At 60.2% G+C, this 17,185-nt stretch carries 17 protein-coding genes and 1 pseudogene; 12 read left to right on the top strand and 6 right to left on the bottom strand.

The features are described from left to right. Both JK208_RS08885 and epmA read right to left on the bottom strand, forming a co-directional pair. Nucleotides 1-255 (bottom strand): annotated as a pseudogene (locus JK208_RS08885) (hypothetical protein); the annotation flags it as partial. 110 nt (nt 256-365) lie between these two features. After that, the gene (gene epmA, locus JK208_RS08880) at nt 366-1,373 is read right to left on the bottom strand and encodes an EF-P lysine aminoacylase EpmA (RefSeq protein WP_211575628.1); all 1,008 of its coding nucleotides are present in this window, start codon (nt 1,371-1,373) and stop codon (nt 366-368) included. A gap of 53 nt (nt 1,374-1,426) precedes the next feature. Here epmA and JK208_RS08875 point away from each other — a divergent pair, with 53 nt between their 5' ends. Further along, nucleotides 1,427-2,485 (top strand): lysine-2,3-aminomutase-like protein, encoded by a 1,059-nt coding sequence (locus tag JK208_RS08875; protein ID WP_211575626.1) that lies wholly within the window; start codon nt 1,427-1,429, stop codon nt 2,483-2,485. 14 nt (nt 2,486-2,499) lie between these two features. Here the strand turns inward: JK208_RS08875 and JK208_RS08870 are convergent, their stop codons facing one another. Continuing rightward, on the bottom strand, nt 2,500-2,808 hold the full coding sequence (locus tag JK208_RS08870) for a carboxymuconolactone decarboxylase family protein (RefSeq protein ID WP_211575624.1): 309 nt from the start codon (nt 2,806-2,808) through the stop codon (nt 2,500-2,502). A gap of 216 nt (nt 2,809-3,024) precedes the next feature. On the opposite strand from JK208_RS08870, the gene efp reads away from it, so the two are divergent. The 7 genes from efp (at nt 3,025) to JK208_RS08835 (ending at nt 10,728) form a co-directional block, all read left to right on the top strand. Beyond that, complete coding sequence (gene efp / locus JK208_RS08865; protein WP_062032946.1) at nt 3,025-3,591, top strand: elongation factor P; 567 nt, start codon at nt 3,025-3,027, stop codon at nt 3,589-3,591. 6 nt (nt 3,592-3,597) lie between these two features. Beyond that, nucleotides 3,598-4,425 (top strand): inositol monophosphatase family protein, encoded by an 828-nt coding sequence (locus JK208_RS08860; RefSeq protein WP_099286816.1) that lies wholly within the window; start codon nt 3,598-3,600, stop codon nt 4,423-4,425. A 74-nt stretch (nt 4,426-4,499) separates the two neighbouring features. Continuing rightward, entirely contained in the window at nt 4,500-5,264 is a 765-nt protein-coding gene (locus JK208_RS08855) for an OmpA family protein (RefSeq protein WP_211575622.1), read from the top strand. An 18-nt stretch (nt 5,265-5,282) separates the two neighbouring features. Then, entirely contained in the window at nt 5,283-6,419 is a 1,137-nt protein-coding gene (locus tag JK208_RS08850; RefSeq protein ID WP_194268008.1) for a flagellar motor protein MotA, read from the top strand. Between the two features lie 3 nt (nt 6,420-6,422). After that, complete coding sequence (locus JK208_RS08845; RefSeq protein WP_211575619.1) at nt 6,423-7,424, top strand: peptidoglycan -binding protein; 1,002 nt, start codon at nt 6,423-6,425, stop codon at nt 7,422-7,424. An 84-nt stretch (nt 7,425-7,508) separates the two neighbouring features. Then, nucleotides 7,509-9,311, top strand: a complete 1,803-nt coding sequence (gene lepA / locus JK208_RS08840; RefSeq protein ID WP_211575617.1) for a translation elongation factor 4 — start codon at nt 7,509-7,511, stop codon at nt 9,309-9,311. A 10-nt stretch (nt 9,312-9,321) separates the two neighbouring features. Then, the gene (locus tag JK208_RS08835; RefSeq protein WP_211575614.1) at nt 9,322-10,728 is read left to right on the top strand and encodes a glycosyltransferase family 2 protein; all 1,407 of its coding nucleotides are present in this window, start codon (nt 9,322-9,324) and stop codon (nt 10,726-10,728) included. On the opposite strand, the gene JK208_RS08830 is transcribed toward JK208_RS08835, so the two are convergent. Beyond that, nucleotides 10,719-11,276 (bottom strand): biliverdin-producing heme oxygenase, encoded by a 558-nt coding sequence (locus tag JK208_RS08830; RefSeq protein ID WP_211575611.1) that lies wholly within the window; start codon nt 11,274-11,276, stop codon nt 10,719-10,721. The two genes, JK208_RS08835 and JK208_RS08830, sit on opposite strands and share 10 nt — an antisense overlap. A gap of 112 nt (nt 11,277-11,388) precedes the next feature. Here JK208_RS08830 and JK208_RS08825 point away from each other — a divergent pair, with 112 nt between their 5' ends. From JK208_RS08825 to JK208_RS08815, 3 genes are all read left to right on the top strand, one after another. Further along, nucleotides 11,389-13,527, top strand: a complete 2,139-nt coding sequence (locus JK208_RS08825) for an AsmA family protein (RefSeq protein ID WP_211575610.1) — start codon at nt 11,389-11,391, stop codon at nt 13,525-13,527. 85 nt (nt 13,528-13,612) lie between these two features. After that, a complete protein-coding gene (locus JK208_RS08820; protein WP_211575671.1) occupies nt 13,613-14,944 on the top strand; it encodes an NCS2 family permease in 1,332 nt (443 codons plus the stop codon). 59 nt (nt 14,945-15,003) lie between these two features. Beyond that, nucleotides 15,004-15,786, top strand: coding sequence for a hypothetical protein (locus JK208_RS08815; protein ID WP_211575608.1), 783 nt, complete (start codon nt 15,004-15,006; stop codon nt 15,784-15,786). 121 nt (nt 15,787-15,907) lie between these two features. On the opposite strand, the gene JK208_RS08810 is transcribed toward JK208_RS08815, so the two are convergent. Further along, a complete protein-coding gene (locus JK208_RS08810; protein ID WP_211575606.1) occupies nt 15,908-16,387 on the bottom strand; it encodes a hypothetical protein in 480 nt (159 codons plus the stop codon). A gap of 9 nt (nt 16,388-16,396) precedes the next feature. Beyond that, entirely contained in the window at nt 16,397-16,741 is a 345-nt protein-coding gene (locus JK208_RS08805; RefSeq protein ID WP_099286825.1) for a hypothetical protein, read from the bottom strand. 169 nt (nt 16,742-16,910) lie between these two features. On the opposite strand from JK208_RS08805, the gene JK208_RS08800 reads away from it, so the two are divergent. Further along, a complete protein-coding gene (locus JK208_RS08800) occupies nt 16,911-17,165 on the top strand; it encodes a sulfurtransferase TusA family protein (RefSeq protein ID WP_194262381.1) in 255 nt (84 codons plus the stop codon). Nucleotides 17,166-17,185 lie beyond the last annotated feature (20 nt).

The following is a 17,185-nucleotide window of genomic DNA, read 5'->3' as shown; positions in this document are numbered from 1 at the left end:
GCCTCCCCAGCCGCCGCCCCAGCCATCCCAGCCCCAGCCGCCACCGGGAGAATACTGCGTCTGGTTATCGATATAGGCGAGGAAAGTATGGCCCTGCGCATCGTAGTTGCGGGTCGGCACACCGAACTGGCGCAGAACATCCACCTCGGACTTGCCGACCATGGAATCCAGAACCTTGCGCTGCTGAAGGGTCGGGACCTCACAGGCAGAAAGGCCCAGCAGCACCAGAACGGACAGCACGCCAACTTTTTTCATCATCTTCTTCCCCGACTGTGCCGCTGCAACGCGGTCATGTTCCTCTTTCGACACGTTCTAGCCCTTCTGACGCAAAAGAAGGATTAAAACTCCTGCAAGTTCCGAAAAGATCAGGCCAACCACAAAATGTCACTGATCCGCGGCGCCCCTGTCGCCAGCATGACCAGCCGGTCAAACCCGAGCGCAATCCCCGAACAGGCTGGCAGATCCGGCAACGCTGCCAAAAAGGCTTCGTCCACCGGCCAGTCCTGATCCGGTGACAGACCGATACGGCGCTTGCGGTCCGTTACAAAACGCTCCCGCTGCTCTACCGCGTCGGTCAGTTCCTCGAACGCATTCGCCAGTTCCAGCCCCCCGACATACAGCTCGAACCGCAGAGCCGCGCGCCCGTCCGCCGGGTCCCGTCGCGCGAGAGCGGCCTGTTCGGCAGGCCAGTGCGTCAGGAATGTCGGGCGTTCACGCCCGATCACGGGTTCGACGCGCTCCAGCAGAAGGCGGAAAAACAGATCCTCCCACGTCTCTCCGTTCCGCAGACCAACGCGCGCCTGTTCGGCAAGGGCTTCGGCATTTCCGGCCGTCCCCAGCAGATCCGCACCCACATAACGCGCAAACGCACCCTGCATCGTCAGACGCTCAAAGGGGAGTGACAGATCAATGACATCCATCCCCCGATGCACCACAGGCGGCAGAAGAGCCCGGAGAAAATCTTCCGTTTCATCCATCAGAGACGACAGATCAGCACCCGGACGATACCATTCCAGCATGGTGAACTCAGGCGCATGCGTGTTGCTTGCCTCACCATTGCGCCAGACGCGCGCCAACTGGAACACGGCCCGTCCCGTCGCCGCCACGATCCGCTTCATCGCAAATTCCGGACTCGTATGCAGGAAACGCGCCTCGCGGGAGCCGTCGGGACGTTCAAACTCGGTTCTGAAACACCGCAGATGGACCTCTTCTCCCGGAACAGGAACGGCGCAGGGCGTCTCGACTTCCAGATAGCCCCGTTCTTCAAAGAAGGTCCGAACGGATTTCACCATCTGCGAACGCCGTTCGAGCAGCGGCAGGCGCTCGGCAATCCGGGCCGAATCAGCGGCCAATCCAGCGGACAATACGGTCATGGCGTCTATCGCTCCTGTTGCAAAACGGGGACCCGCACCGCTAGAGGCATCACATGCACGATATGGTCAAGACAGCCCAAAAGCATTCCCCAAAACGCGCCACCCTCCGCACACCCTCGGACCTGATCGACGCGGGGCTAGCGAACGAGGCAGACCGTTCAACGCTCGAAGCGGTGGGCGAACGCTTCACAATGGCCATTCCGCCTGCCTTTCAGGACCTGATCACCCATCCGGACGACCCTATCGCCAGACAGGTCATCCCTGATGCGCGCGAACTGATCACACTGCCGCACGAAGATACGGACCCGATCGGCGATGATGCGCTCTCGCCCGTTCCCGGAATCGTGCATCGCTATGCCGATCGTGCCCTGCTCAAGCCGCTATTGGTCTGCCCGCTCTATTGCCGCTTCTGCTTCCGCCGAGAACATGTCGGGCCCGGCGGCGGCCTTTTGAATGATGCGCAACTTGAAACCGCACTAGACTGGGTGCGGCAGCATTCCAATATCCGCGAAATCATCCTCACGGGTGGCGATCCGCTCATGCTGGCGCCCCGCCGGCTGAAGCACATCGTGCAATCCCTGTCCGACATTCCCCATATCGAGACCATCCGCATCCATTCCCGCGTGCCAGTCGCCGATCCGCCCCGCATGACGGAAGAGCTTCTCGATGCGATGGAAACGGACCGCGCCATGTGGCTCGTGGTCCATGCCAACCACGCCAGCGAACTGACCCCGCAGGCCACGAAAGCCATCCGCGCCGTGCTGTCGCGGGCCATTCCGGTCCTGTCGCAGTCCGTTCTGCTGCGCGGGGTCAACGATACGGTGGAAAGTCTGGAAGCCCTTCTGCGGGCGTTTCTGAAAGCGCGGGTCAAACCCTATTACCTGCACCATCTGGATGCAGCCGCGGGGACCGGACATTTCCATGTTCCGGTCGAAGAAGGACAGGCGTTGCTGAGGCAGCTACGCGGGCGCGTAACGGGCCTCGCCTGGCCAACCTATGTTCTGGACATTCCGGGCGGGCGGGGGAAAGTCCCGATCGGCCCGGAATATCTCAAGCCCGGCTCTCCGGGTACGGTTTCAACACCGGACGGAGAGACGTGCGACTTCATCTGAGACGAAAGAAACGCTTACTTCGCTTCGAACATATGCGTGGCGTGCGTGATCGCACCGCCTGCGCGGATGGCAGCGGCCACGAGGGCGATTTCGGAAAGCTGGGCGTCCGTTGCGCCCGCTTCGCGCGCCGCTTTCACATGAAGTTCAATACAATACGGGCATTGGGTCGTCAGGGCGACCGCCACGGCAGCGAGCTGTTTGGTCAGGGCGCTGACGGACCCTTCCTCGAAAGCCGCGCGATCGAACTGCCAGAAAGCGTCCATCCCCTTGGAGGCATTGGCTTCGAGATGGGAAATGCGCGAGAGGTTCTTCATATCGTACATGCGTCTTCTCCTTGCGTTTCGCCCTGACCCTCAGGACGCACACACAGTCTGACATGACCTGCCCGGCGCGCGGCCCCAAGCCCCCTTTCCTTCACACTTTCCTGAAGTCCCCACAGCCCACGTATCCCTTGTGCCTTGCTTAGAAGCCCCGTGCGGCGCTAGAAGCCCACAAGACGTGACAGAAAATCCCTATCCAAGGGTCATCAGGACACAAGCATGAAACAGCAAGCCAACCTTATCCGGGCCGGCCAGGTCATCGAGCACGACGGTCGCCGCTGGACGGTTCTCAAGCAGCAGATCATCACCCCGGGCAAGGGTGGCGCCTTCATTCAGGTCGAAATGCGCGACCTCAAAACGGGCAACAAGACCAACGAGCGCTGGAGAACGGCTGACTCCGTCGAGCGTCTGATGACGGAAGACAAGGACTACACCTATTCCTACATGGATGGTGACAATGTCGTCCTGATGGACCCGGAGACGTTCGAACAACTGATCCTCGCCAAGGACATCTTCGGCGACCAGTTCGCATTCCTGCAGGACAACATGCCGCTGAACGTCAAGCTGGTCGAAGGCGACCCGGTGGGCGTGGAACTGCCGCCGCATGTGACGCTGGAAATCACGGAAGCCGATCCGGTGGTCAAGGGCCAGACGGCCAGCTCGTCCTACAAGCCCGCCGTGCTGTCGAATGGCGTCAAGACGCTGGTTCCGCCGTTCATCGAAGCCGGTGAGCGTATTGTTGTCCGCACGGAAGACGCGTCCTACGTCGAACGCGCGAAGGACTGATCCATCATGCGTCTCTCCCCGCACATGGCCGTTATGCAGGGTGCTGCGCAGAAGGCCTCGCGCCGTCTGCTCCGTGACTTTGCAGAGGTCGAACAGCTTCAGGTCAGCATCAAGGGCCCGGGAGATTTCGTCTCCCAGGCCGACCTGCGCGCCGAAACCATCCTCCGCGAAGAACTGAGCCGTGCGCGGCCGGGCTATGCCTTCCTGATGGAAGAAAGCGGCGCTTCGGGCGGGGATAACTGGACCTGGCGTTGGATTGTCGATCCGCTCGACGGCACGACAAACTTCCTGCACGGCATTCCGCACTGGGCCATTTCCATCGGCCTTCAGCGCAGACTTCAGGACGGATCGGTCGAACTGGTCGCGGCGGTTGTCTACAACCCGGCTGCCAACGAAATGTTCTGGGCCGAAAAGGGCGTGGGCGCGTTCCTCAACGAGCGCCGCCTCCGCGTCTCCGGTCGCCGCAACATGCTGGAAGCCGTTTTCGCAACGGGCATTCCCTTTGCGAAGGTCCCGAGCAGCAGCCGTCTGCCGTTCGCCCGCGTTCTGGGCGCACTGATGCCGCAGGTCGCAGGGATTCGCCGCTTCGGTGCCGCAGCCCTTGATCTCGCATGGGTGGCAGCAGGCCGCTACGAAGGCTACTGGGAATTCGGCATCAAGCCGTGGGACTGCGCAGCCGGTCTGCTTCTCGTTCGTGAAGCCGGTGGTTATGCGACCGACCCGGACGGCAACGAACTCCACGATCTGCCGGACGACGTGAATGTCGTTGCCGGAAACACCAACCTTCACGGCACCCTGCGCGCGCTCGTGCATGAGGCCCTGAACCGGGGTTGATCTCCCGGCGCTGACGAAACTGTCCTCACGCCCCATTGCGGGAGTCGTGAGGCGTCGTCTAGGATCGGCCTGACATGAACAGGCCGATCCTCTCCTCCCTTTCTCTGGCGGCCTTTCTGGCCTGCCTTTCGCTGCCTGCCGCACAGGCACAGGTCACCAGCAATCTGGATGATCTGCCTCAGGGCAAGTCCGCTCCCACCGCAAAAAAACCGGCTGCTGCGCCACATACGGCCCACACCTCCGCCGCACACAGCAACACGAAGCCGGTCTCGCAGAAACCTACCGCGACATCCATGCCTGCCCCGGCAGCCACTCCGGTCAAATCTGCTCCAGCGCATGAGACGGTTCCGGGCGTCCCTCCCGCTCCGCCACCGCCCGTCGTGCTGCCCCCGCCATTCGTTCCAGTCCAGCTCCATCCGCCCGTTCCTCCGACGGACGTAACGGCCGTCGCCGATGCTGCAAGCCATACGGAATCGCTGCCTGACGGTGGATTACGGGTTCTGTTCGCATCCGGAAGCGACGCGCTGAACGCCGACAGCCTCAAAACACTGCAGGCCTATGGAACCGAACTCTCCCATCACCCGGAAGAGCGGGTCGTGCTGATCGCCCACGCCACGCTGCCGGGCGATGACGTCTCCATGCCGCGCCGTATCGCGCTGGCTCGCGCGCTTACCGTCCGCTCGATCTTCATTCACGCAGGTGTCGCTACCACTCGTCTCTATCCCCGCGCGCTTGGACGACCGGACGCCGGAGACAGCGCGCCTGCCGACCGGCTGGATGTTGTCATTGAGACAAATCCCGTCGACCCCTCACCTTCCGCAAACGGCCTGCCGAAATAACATCAGGAAAGACACGCCGTGACACGTCCTACGACCTATCTGCTCCGAATGGCCGTTTTCCTTGTCGCGGTCGGCCTTCTGGCCGCGACAATGGGCACAACCCTACTTCAGGCTTTCAGTGCGAACCCGAAGCTCGATGCCATCATCCTCGGCGTGCTCCTGCTGGGCATCCTGTGGAACCTGCATGTCGTCCAGCGCCTCATGCCGGAAGTGCACTGGGTTGAACTTCTGCGCCAGCCTCGCGCCGGTCTGGCCGCGCCCAAGGCGCCCCGCCTGCTCGCGCCCATGGCCAGCATGCTGGCAGCCCGCAACCGGACGGACCGCCTGACGCTTTCAACCCAGACCACACAGGCCATGCTCGACAGCCTGTCCTCACGTCTGGACGAAAGCCGGGAAATCTCCCGTTACATGACCCAGCTTCTGATTTTTCTGGGTCTGCTGGGAACGTTCTACGGCCTTCTGCTGACAGTCAGTTCGATTGCCGGTGTCATCGGCGGCATGTCCGCAGGTGGCGGCGACATGGACGTCATGTTCAACCAGCTCAAGACAGGCCTTGCCGGGCCGCTCGCGGGCATGTCCACGGCGTTTTCGGGCTCGATGTTCGGTCTCGCCGGCGCACTGGTCCTCGGCTTTCTCGACCTGACGGCCGGGCAGGCCCAGACCCGCTTTTTCAATGAACTGGAAGAATGGCTGGCTGGCGTCACACGCGTCACGGGCAGCACGTCCATCGACAGCGACGGCGCCCCTGTTCCGGCCTATGTTCAGGCGCTGCTCGAACAGACCGCCGAAAATCTGGAAACGCTCCAGAACGCCGTCTCCCGCAGCGAGGAAAACCGCGTCCGCGAGCTGCACATGCTCGACAGCCTTCAGGAACGTCTGCGCGGCATGACCGATCTGCTCGCCGCCAACCAGACACTTATGACCCGCACCGCCGAAACCCAGACTGCCCTTCTGCGCCATATGGGCGATGATGGTCCGGGCTCTCAGGGAACGGCGCTCCTGCGGATTGAAACGCATCTCAGCCGCCTGATCCAAGAGCTTCATGAAGGCCGCGCCCAAACAATCGGCGAGCTTCGCAACGATCTGCGCGTTCTGGCCCGCACGATTGCCGCAGCCTCCGGCAGCACGACGCCCTCCCCCGGCAGGCAGGACTGATCCATGGCCCGGCGCAGACGCGGATCTCACAACGCCCTTGATGCCTGGCCCGGCTATGTGGACGCCCTGTCCACCCTGCTAATGGTCGTTACCTTCGTCCTACTCGTCTTCGTCGTGGGGCAGCAGTTCCTGTCGGTCTCGCTGTCACGACGCGAACACACACTCGACGCCCTGCAGAAGCAGCTGGCCGAACTGTCGCACATGCTGTCGATGACGGAAGACAAGAACAAAAGCCTGTCCTCCACCGTCGCCACCCTGTCTGACGAAAAACAGCACAACCAAGCCCAACTCCAGACCCTTTCGACCCAGATCGCCGCCCTGACGGGACAGCTTCAGTCGAAAGATCAGGCCCTGGCCTCGGCAGACGACACAAGCAAACAGCAGAACAGTAAGATCTCGGACCTTCAGGCTCAGGTTGAAGAACTGACCCGCCAGCTTCAGGCGATCAGCAACGCCCTCGACATTGAGAAGAAGAACGAGCAGGGCAAGGACGCGCAGATCGCGGACCTTGGTAACAAGCTCAATCTGGCGCTGGCCGATAAGGTCAATCAGCTCAAACGCTATCGTTCAGAGTTCTTCGGACGTCTGCGGGATCTGCTGAAAGACCAGAAAGGCGTCAATGTCGTGGGAGACCGTTTTGTCTTCCAGTCGGAAATCCTGTTCCCGCAGGGGAGTGCCGAACTGACGCCGGAAGGCCGCAAGGAAATCACAACTCTTGCCCACACCTTCAAACAGGTTGCCTCAACGATCCCGACGGATCTTCCGTGGATTCTGCGCGTGGATGGTCATGCTGACCGCCAGCCGATCCACAGCGCATTTCCCAGCAATTGGGAACTGTCGTCGGAGCGCGCCATCACGGTGGTCAAACTGCTGATTGCCGAGGGCGTGGACCCACGTCATCTGGCCGCGACGGGCTTCGCCGACTACCAACCTCTGGACGCGGCCACCACACCGGCGGCCTATGCCAAAAACCGCAGGATCGAGTTCCGTCTGACGGACCGCTGATCCCACTCCCGCCTGCCTTTTCACAAAGGCAGGCTTTTGCGCAGATCTACTGACATTTCTGCGATAATCCCTTATGTAGCAGCCATGACCGATACCCCGCTCTCCCTTATCCGCAATTTCTCGATCATCGCCCACATCGATCACGGCAAATCGACGCTGGCCGATCGCCTGATTCAGGCCTGTGGCGCCCTGACCGCGCGCGAGATGAAAAATCAGGTCCTCGATTCGATGGAACTCGAGCAGGAGCGCGGGATCACCATCAAGGCGCAGACCGTGCGCCTGACCTATCCAGCCAAGGACGGCAAGACTTACACGCTGAACCTCATGGACACGCCGGGCCATGTCGACTTCGCCTACGAAGTCAGCCGCTCGCTCGCTGCCTGTGAAGGCTCGCTTCTGGTCGTGGACGCCTCTCAGGGCGTGGAAGCCCAGACACTGGCGAACGTTTATCAAGCCCTCGACGCCAATCACGAGATCGTCCCGGTCCTGAACAAGATCGACCTTCCGGCTGCTGAACCCGAGCGCGTCCGCGCCCAGATCGAGGAAGTTGTCGGAATCCCCGCCGATGACGCCGTCGAAATCAGCGCCAAGACCGGCATCAATATCGAAGGCGTGCTCGAAGCTCTCGTCCAGCGCCTCCCCGCCCCCACGGGCGATGCCGAAGCGCCTCTTCAGGCCCTGCTGGTCGACAGCTGGTACGATGCGTATCTGGGAGTCATCATTCTCGTCCGCATCAAGGACGGCCGCCTCAAGCGTGGCGACCGCATCCGCATGATGCAGACCGGCGCAACCTATCACGTCGATCAGGTCGGTGTATTCCTGCCCAAGATGCAGTCGGTCGACAGCCTCGGCCCGGGCGAGATGGGCTACATCAACGCTGCCATCAAGACCGTCGCGGACTGCAATGTCGGCGATACCGTCACTCTTGACCGTCGCCCTGCCGAGAAAGCTCTTCCGGGCTTCAAGCCATCCATTCCCGTCGTGTGGTGCGGTCTGTTCCCAATCGACGCCGACGATTTCGAAAAGCTGCGCGACAGTCTTGCGAAGTTGCGTCTGAACGATGCCTCGTTCCACTTTGAGGCTGAGACCTCGGCGGCACTAGGTTTCGGCTTCCGCTGCGGCTTCCTCGGCCTGCTGCATCTGGAAATCATTCAGGAACGCCTGTCCCGCGAATTCAATCTTGACCTCATCGCAACCGCGCCGTCCGTGGTCTACAAGATGCACATGACGGATGGCACGGTCGAGGATCTGCACAATCCGGCGGACATGCCGGAGCTGAGCAAGATCGAAACCATTGATGAGCCTTGGATCAAGGCGACCATCATGGTGCAGGACGAATATCTTGGCCCTGTGCTGACGCTCTGCTCTGAACGCCGTGGTGTGCAGGTGGACCTGACCTATGTCGGCAACCGCGCCATGGCCGTCTATCGTCTGCCGCTGAATGAAGTGGTGTTCGATTTCTACGACCGCCTGAAATCCATCAGCCGTGGCTACGCCTCCTTCGACTATCAGATGGACGGCTACGAAGAGAGCGATCTGGTCCGCATCTCCATTCTCGTGAACCACGAACCGGTCGATGCCCTGTCGTTCATCTCGCACCGCACCGTCGCCGAGCAGCGCGGCCGCTCGATCTGCGGCAAGCTCAAGGATCTGATCCCCAAGCAGCTCTTCAAGATCGCCATTCAGGCCGCCATCGGCTCCAAGGTCATCGCCCGTGAAACGATCGGCGCGCTGTCCAAGGACGTGACGGCCAAATGTTATGGTGGCGACATTTCCCGCAAGCGCAAACTTCTGGACAAGCAGAAGGAAGGCAAAAAGCGCATGCGGCAGTTCGGTAAAGTCGAAATCCCCCAGAGCGCCTTCCTCGCCGCCCTGAAAATGGACTGAGACCTGCCCCATGTCGAAAAGCGCCGCCATCCTGTTCGTTCACAACGAGGTTGATACGATCGGATGGTGGCTGGCCCATCACGCGACAATCGGTTTCTCGACCCTGATTGTCTGTGACGATCATTCGACGGACGGAACCAGTACGGTCCTCTCAAACGCCGCCACGCTTTACGACATCCGGGTCCAGTCCGCCGATACGACGCTCCCCACACGACTGGAACGTCAGACCCGGTTCCACGAAAACGCGCTCGCACAGGGCCACGACGAGTTCGACTGGATGATGATTCTGGCGGCGGACGAATACCTGCATTTCGAGACCGCCCGATCCGTCGCTAAATTCACGGCCAATGCCCCCGGAACGACAATTCCCGTAAACTGGTGCCTGTTCGGCTCTTCCGGACGCCTGACGCCCTCGGCCTTCTCCCCGGTCGAGACCTTCACCCGCCATGGCCTTCTCGGCCTGCCGGATCACCGCATTGTGCGGCATCTTGTTCAGCCACGCTCTCTCGCAACCGGCCTCCCTGACCCCTTTTCGGCGTTGGATAGAAATGCCGTTTGGGACGACGCGCGGATTCTTCACTTTGCTGCAAGCGACCGGGAAAGTTTCTTCAAGCGCGATTCTAGCGCGACGCCCGAACAGGCCTGGAAAAATTTCGATCGCAATGATGCTGAATATGGCGGCGCAAACCGCTGGTTTCCCGAAAGCCGCCGGATCGCCTCATTCCTCACCCAGGCGTCGTTGACCGATCTTTATTGGCGCCTCAAGGCTGTCATGACCCATGCGGATAAATCCGCTCTGCAAAAACTTGGCCTGACACCCGCTCGGCTTTCCGTGTCTTCGTCTTCCCGTTCACAACCGCAATTTCGTTTCTGCACGCTCGGGGAAACGCCGCGTCTGATGCTGGATATGCAAACCGGCTCTCTCGTTCCTGTTGGAGCGACGGACACGGATTTCGGGCGCTATAATCCGCTCGTCATGGCTTTGGAAGTATCGGATACCGATATCTGGAACGCATGCCTGTTCGTGGAAAATCCACTGCCCGGCCGATATCTCCCGCTTGCAGGCTCGCCGACGCTCCTGCCCATAATCCCGCTCCGCATCAAAATTGCTGAAAACACCGTCCAGTCACCCGTCAGCGGCAATGATATCCATATCGCCATTCCCGACCATCGCCTGACGGAAATCGACGCTACGATGAGTCTCTACAGCCGCATGACCTCTTTCATGGTTCTGACGGCGGAAGGCCATAACCTTGCGGGATTACTGCGCGGAATTGAAAGACTTCCCGCAGCAGATGCCAGCGCCCTGGGATGCGCGGTTGCTATGCTGCCGTTCGAGGAGGCCGAGCGCCTGTCCGATGCTTTTCCGGGTATTGTCCCAAGGAATGTGCGGCCGGCCCGACCGCCTCAGGCCTGAGAACCGGCGCTATTGCGGAACAGGTCAAACGTCAGGACTGCCCCTGCCGTAACAGCCTCACACTGTGCCACGTCACTCTCGTTCAGAGAGTGCTCCAGATGTGCCAAAAACTCCGGCCATTCCCCTTTCTGATGAAACGCCGACAGATACGCCCGGGGCAAGCCCTCGCCCACACGCGCCGAAAGCACCCGGCCGCCAAGGCGTGATCCCTCCAGAACATACAGCACGCCCAGCGCCATACCGTCATGCTCGTGAAAGATGTCCTGACGCGCCGCAGGAACTTCAAGCCCCATCTGCCGCAGATCCTCCTTCAGCAGTTCCGAGCGTGAATGCCATGATGGCAGCACACTCGGATGCTTCGCGAGATAAGTCTCGGCCGTCAGAAGCGCGCCTGCATGAGCTGTCAGAAACGCACCGTAGGATTCTCGATCTGCAAGATTGAAACGCGAAAAAGCTTCATCCACGGCTTCATGCGCCTTTCGGCTGACACGTCGCAGTTCCGCAAGACCTGAGCCGCCCTGACTGCCGATACGTTCAACCGTGTCCATCCGTCCCGATCTTCCTGTCTTTTGTGAAACCGTTTCTGGTTCTGTCCGTAATTAGAGCGACTTGCAACAACCAGATCCGTCTCGACACACCACAAGTTCCGGAGAAACGCCGTTGAGCAGCACCCCGCCCCGAACACCATCCCCTTCTGACAACCCTCTCGCCGGGCGGGGAAAGCGACACCGGCGCCTGAAAACCGCTGGCGGTATTGTCGGAGCGCTGGTGGCCGCCCTCATCGTGCTGATCTTGGTCTGGCAATGGGACTGGTTCGTTCCCTACATTGACCGCAAGGCCACAGCAGCCCTGCATCGCCCCGTCAGCATCGCGCATCTGCATGTTCATCTTGGCTTCAAACCAACAATTACGGTCGATGATCTGAAAATCGGCCAGCCCGAGGGCTTCGGAAAAGAAAAAGACGACTTTGCCTCGGCTCACGCCATCACGGTCAAGGTCGATGCATGGCGTTACCTGACAGGTGGCGGTCTCTCCGTGCCGCTGATCCGTGTCGATGCACCAAAAGGCGACATCGTTTCACTGGCTGATGGCACGGACAATTATACGTTCCCCTCATCGTCCGACACACCCTCCCAGACAGCGTCACCTTCAACAACGCTACCCAAGCTCGGCAAGATCGAGATCAATGACGGCGATATCCGTATAGCGATGGCAAAGCTGAAGACGGACATGCACGTCCTCATCCATACCGTTCCGCCAAAAGACGGCGATGACGGGCATATTGTCATTGATCTCGAAGGCCGGTACGCCCGCGCACCCATCACGGGTCATATCGTTGGGGGCGCCCTTCTGGACATCACAGACACCACGCATCCCTATCCAATCGACGGACGCCTCGCCAACGGCCCCACCTACATCACTCTGCGCGGCACGGTTGACGATCCGATCCACTTCCGCGGTACCAATCTTGCACTGCATTTTGCCGGTCCGGACATGGCGCTCCTTTACCCACTGACGGGCGTACCCATTCCGGAAACCCCAGCCTATAGCGTCACCGGCAATCTGGCCTATTCCGACCGCGCAATCCGTTTCCAGAAATTCGAAGGCCATATGGGTTCTTCGGATATCGGCGGAGACATCAACGTCAATCCGCATCAGAAACCGATCTTCGTGGACGCGGCCCTTCATTCCCATCAAGTGGATCTGGCGGATCTGGGCGGCTTCATTGGCGCACAGTCCGGCGAAGCGAAAAAAGCCGAACCGGCCAGTACCCGCGTACTGCCTGACAAGGCCATCAATGTCCCGAAACTCAACGCTGCCAACGTGCATCTGACATATCACGGCGATCACATTCGCAATAAAAACTGGCCTCTGGACAATATTGATACAGAACTCGACATCCGCGACGGCGCCATTGACCTCAAACACCTGACCTTTGCCACCGGGACAGGAACCATTTCCGCAAATGCTACGCTTGAGCCGACTAAAAACGCCCAGTTCCACACCCGATTTCGTCTGGACGTCTCCCGCCTTCCCCTCTCCCGCATCATGACATCCAAGGACATGTTCCAGGGCGAAGGCACCATTGGCGGTCATGTAACGCTTAATTCGACTGGCAATTCGGTCGCAACGCTGGTCGAAAACGGTAACGGCGGGACGACACTGGTGCTGGACCGCGGGGGGGATGTGACGGCCCTTCTGCCCGATCTGCTGGGGCTCAAGCTCGGCTCGGCCATTCTGTCTGCGCTCGGAATTCCGGATCGCTCAAAACTGGAATGCCTCGTGGCGGATCTGCCGCTCAAGGACGGTATTGTGCATACCGATGCAATGCTCCTGCAAACCGGTACCACCCGGACAAGCGGCACTGGCACCGTCAATTTTCATAAGGACACACTGGACTACGCCATCACCACCCGCTCGATCGGACCACAGATCCTGTCCCTGCCCGGCGCGGTCCATATTTTCGGCCCGATCAACAGCCCCACAATTCTGCCGGGTGCGGAACTGATCAGCCGCGTCGCAGCCTCTGTGGGGCTTGGGATCGTTTTCCCGCCCGCAGCTCTGATCCCGACCATCCAGCTTGGTGTCGGCAAGGGATCAGCCTGCGAGAAAGCCATTCTGGAAGCCAATGAACATCCCGCCGCCGGGATCGCACCCGGCGCCACCACAGGCTCAGGCCCCAGCAGCATCCCGCACCCAGCACACCCACAGACAGCAACACATCCGCAAGCCTCACACCACCGCCTGTCTCCGGCAGAGATCCACAAGGCATGGGAGAAAAAATCGAACCCGAAATGAAAAGATACGCTCCGGGTCGTGGCAGAACCAGCTTTTTTGACTATAGCTTGGCCCAGCCATCCCCTGCCCCCGGAGTGTCCGCTTGCTGCTATCCAGACTCGACCGCTGGTTCCATATCACGGCCCGCGGTTCAACGATCCCGCGTGAGGTCATTGCCGGACTGACGGTCTTCGGGGCCATGGCCTATATCGTGGCCGTCAACCCGGCCATCCTTTCGGCGGCAGGTCTGGACCGTCACGACATGGTCATGACCACGATCGCCGGCGCCGTCGCCGGAACGTTGCTGATGGCGCTCTGGGCGCGACTGCCCATCGCCCTTGCTCCCGCCATGAGCAGCAATGTTTTGTTCGCACAGGTTGTCGTTCAGCAGGCCCATGTCAGCCCGCGCACGGCCTTCACGGTCGTCCTGTTCAGCGGATTATGCTTCACTGCCCTCTCGCTGAGCCAGATCCGCCAGCGCATCATCCGTGGCTTTCCGCCCTCGATTGTGCTCGGGATCCAGATCGCACTCGGTGCCTTCATCGCCCGGATCGGCCTGATGACGGGCGGCATCGCCGTTCCTTCGCCCGAAGGTCTGACATTCGGCTCCCTGAGCAACCCGTCCGTCCTGCTCAGCATGGCGGGCGTCGTCCTGAGCGCCATTCTCGTTGTCCTGCGCGTCCCGGCCGGACTGCTCCTCGCCATCCTCACTATTACCATCGCTGGGCTTTTCATTCACACACCCTCAGGCCCGATCACGCATCTTCCGGCCCAACTTCTGGACTGGCCGCATTATCCGACAAACCTGTTCCTTCCTTTCGATTTCCACGAATATTTTTCCCATCTCGGACTTCTCGTCCCCATCACGCTCTATTTTCTGCTGAGTGATTTCTTCGACGCAACCGCAACAATGATGAGCGTCGCACACCGCGCAGGTCTGGACGGTACGGTCGAAAAACCTGCGCTCGATCACCGTGCCTTCGGCTCTGATGGAGCGGCCAGCATCATCGGCGCCTCGCTCGGAACCTGCACGGTCTCCGCCTATGTCGAGAGTCTGGCAGGCGTGGAAGCCGGTGGCCGCACGGGCCTGAGCGCGCTGGTCGTCGCTATCCTGTTCGCCTTGTCTTCCGTTTTCTGGCCGCTCATCACCGCCATTCCCGCGATCGCCACAGCGCCCGTCCTCATTCTTGTGGGACTGAACATGCTCGGCAGCCTCAGCCGCGTTGCGGAAACACCCGCAGAAGCCATTCCGCCCCTGATGATGCTGCTGATTGCAGGCGTGACCGGAAATTTCATGCTGAGCCTGTCCTGCGGCCTGCTGATCTACACCGCGCTCGCCGTCGCCACACGTCAGTTCCAGCGCCTAACGCCAATCGTCCTCGGTCTGGACGCCGCCTTCGTCTTTTACATGGTTCTTCAGGCACACATGGGAGCATGAAGGCTTTTTAAAGCGCGGTTTTAATTCTTTTTTCATAGCTTCAGGGCAGGCTGCCTCGCATGACTTCCTGCCCCCCCAGTCCGCGCCACGTCTTCATCGCCACGCCCTGCTTCGGTGGTACCATCACACTGAATTACATGCAGTCCCTCATCGGCTGCATGGCCACAGCACCGGCCCATAATCTGCGACTCACCCTGTCCACGATCGGCAGTGACGCCCTCATTACGCGGGCCAGAAACACGCTTCTGCATCAGTTCGTGACCATGACCGATGCCACCCATCTTCTTTTCATCGACAGCGACATCGGCTTTTCCATTACCGACATTCTCGCCCTGCTGGATGCAAACCGCCCTCTGATCGGAGGAGCCTATCCCCTGAAATCCCATTACTGGGACCACGATACAGACCGTTTCATCGCCGCTGGCGAAGACCGCCGGACAGCCAGCCTGCGTTACGTCGGAGACTGCGCCGCCCTGCATGACGGCGACCCTTCGGAAGATATCGTCACCGTCTCCTATATCGGAACCGGATTCATGCTCATGACCCGTCAGATGGTCCTCGACATGATCGCCCACTATCCCGAAACCCGTTACAGCCGCATCGACGCGAAGTCCGAAGGCCAGACTTCGCAAGCACCCTCGTCAGACGCCTATGCCCTGTTCGACTGTCTGATCGACCCGGAAACCCGGACCTATCTTTCCGAAGATTTCGCCTTCTGCCGCCGCTGGATCACAATCGGAGGAAAGGTCGCCCTCCACCGCGGTCTGTCCCTGACTCATACAGGCAGCACGACATTCAAAGGCGACCTGTCTGCGCGAACGCTGCCACTTTCTACACCCTGAACCTCAAACGGCGCATTTTCCGGCATCATCTGCCACTATTCGGTCATATTAAACCGGTTTAAACAGTCATGCGGTGTCGGGAGCGTGATGCATACATTCCCCGACACCGCTCCCACTCTCTTCAGACCATAACCGCCTGACGGAAAAACGGGATATTAGCCACAGGGTCAGCCGCCCCTGCAGCCGTGTTGTAATACTGCTTGTGAAAACGGCTCAGAACCGCCGGATCGTTCGACGACGGCAGAGAGACCGGCATCCGGTAATACCGAATGCGGGCCATTGCCGACGCATATCTCAAATTGGAAACAAGCTGGGCGCTTTTGGGTAGATCCTGCGAAAGCATCCCCTCCAGAATCCGCTCGAACCTCCTGCCAGCCGGATAACACAGAAAGTTGACCCAGCAGTCGTCATGCGTCGAGGGTTCCATCTGCCACAAACCCAGAGCCGGGCCCCCACCAATCTGCCGGACATATGTCCCCCGACTTTCCGCAAGCGCCGTGCCCGTCACCAGATTGACCGCAACATCCCCATCCAGCCCGAGCGCTGCCAGTGCGGGAGCGACCACCAGATGCTTGAGCTGGCCTGCATCAATTCCACTCATAGCCCCTCCTCACTTCGTGGTCAGGGACAGAGCAACATGCACCATGCCCGTCCCCAGAATGGATGTGACCAGTGTGATGATCCCCGTAATGACCGCCCGCCCCCCGATCAGCCGGTCCAGCTTTCCGTTGACCACACGATTCCCCTCATCAACCTTCGTCTCCAGCAATTTCATCTGATCCCGCAGCGACGAGATTTCCTGCCGCATCTCGGTCCGCAGTTCCTCATATCGATCCGAAAGCCCCCCCGCGATCGTCTCCAGCCGCAGAACCCGATCCTCAAGCATCCGCAGCGTATAGGCGCGTCTCTCATTTCCATCAGCCAGACTGACTACCTGGCCTTCCCCGTCCGACATGCCGTCCCCCAAATAAAAAAAAGCGCTCCCCGGAAGGAACGCTTTTGTGGCATTAAGCCATTAATATAGAAACAAGCACCTGATTTATCAATGAAAACCTGAAACCTTCAGGCAAGCGCACCAAAAGCCGACTTGGCCCCCTTCGGAGATAGGCGCATAATTGCGTCCCATGACTGTTCTTCCGACAGAAACACTTCTCGATCTGCGTGGTCTGGCCTGCCCCATGCCCGTCCTCAAAGCCAATCGCGCCCTGCGTGACATGGCCCCGGGTGCGAAGCTGCGCATCCTCGCCACCGACCGCGCCTCAGTGGCGGATTTCCAGTCCTATTGCCGCGAAACCGGCCATGCGCTCATTGCGTTCACGGAAACCGCAGGCATGCTTTCCTTCGTGATCCGGCGACGTGCAGAAACGTCACCCTCCTGAGGAAACTCCAGCGTTCCCGT

Source organism: Gluconobacter sp. Dm-74 (assembly GCF_018256135.1).
Taxonomy (GTDB): Bacteria; Pseudomonadota; Alphaproteobacteria; order Acetobacterales; family Acetobacteraceae; genus Gluconobacter; species Gluconobacter cadivus.
Note: the sequence above shows the minus strand (reverse complement) of the source record. Positions and strands in the feature narration are given on the sequence as shown.

Excerpts from the sequence above, each read along its gene's own strand:
- lepA (WP_211575617.1), top strand. The coding sequence starts at position 7,509 with ATGACCGATACCCCGCTCTCCCTTATCCGCAATTTCTCGATCATCGCC.
- JK208_RS08830 (WP_211575611.1), bottom strand. The coding sequence starts at position 11,276 with ATGGACACGGTTGAACGTATCGGCAGTCAGGGCGGCTCAGGTCTTGCG.
- JK208_RS08815 (WP_211575608.1), top strand. The coding sequence starts at position 15,004 with ATGACTTCCTGCCCCCCCAGTCCGCGCCACGTCTTCATCGCCACGCCC.
- JK208_RS08870 (WP_211575624.1), bottom strand. The coding sequence starts at position 2,808 with ATGTACGATATGAAGAACCTCTCGCGCATTTCCCATCTCGAAGCCAAT.
- JK208_RS08805 (WP_099286825.1), bottom strand. The coding sequence starts at position 16,741 with ATGTCGGACGGGGAAGGCCAGGTAGTCAGTCTGGCTGATGGAAATGAG.
- JK208_RS08810 (WP_211575606.1), bottom strand. The coding sequence starts at position 16,387 with ATGAGTGGAATTGATGCAGGCCAGCTCAAGCATCTGGTGGTCGCTCCC.
- JK208_RS08800 (WP_194262381.1), top strand. The coding sequence starts at position 16,911 with ATGACTGTTCTTCCGACAGAAACACTTCTCGATCTGCGTGGTCTGGCC.
- efp (WP_062032946.1), top strand. The coding sequence starts at position 3,025 with ATGAAACAGCAAGCCAACCTTATCCGGGCCGGCCAGGTCATCGAGCAC.
- JK208_RS08860 (WP_099286816.1), top strand. The coding sequence starts at position 3,598 with ATGCGTCTCTCCCCGCACATGGCCGTTATGCAGGGTGCTGCGCAGAAG.
- JK208_RS08875 (WP_211575626.1), top strand. The coding sequence starts at position 1,427 with ATGCACGATATGGTCAAGACAGCCCAAAAGCATTCCCCAAAACGCGCC.
- JK208_RS08835 (WP_211575614.1), top strand. The coding sequence starts at position 9,322 with ATGTCGAAAAGCGCCGCCATCCTGTTCGTTCACAACGAGGTTGATACG.
- JK208_RS08845 (WP_211575619.1), top strand. The coding sequence starts at position 6,423 with ATGGCCCGGCGCAGACGCGGATCTCACAACGCCCTTGATGCCTGGCCC.
- epmA (WP_211575628.1), bottom strand. The coding sequence starts at position 1,373 with ATGACCGTATTGTCCGCTGGATTGGCCGCTGATTCGGCCCGGATTGCC.
- JK208_RS08855 (WP_211575622.1), top strand. The coding sequence starts at position 4,500 with ATGAACAGGCCGATCCTCTCCTCCCTTTCTCTGGCGGCCTTTCTGGCC.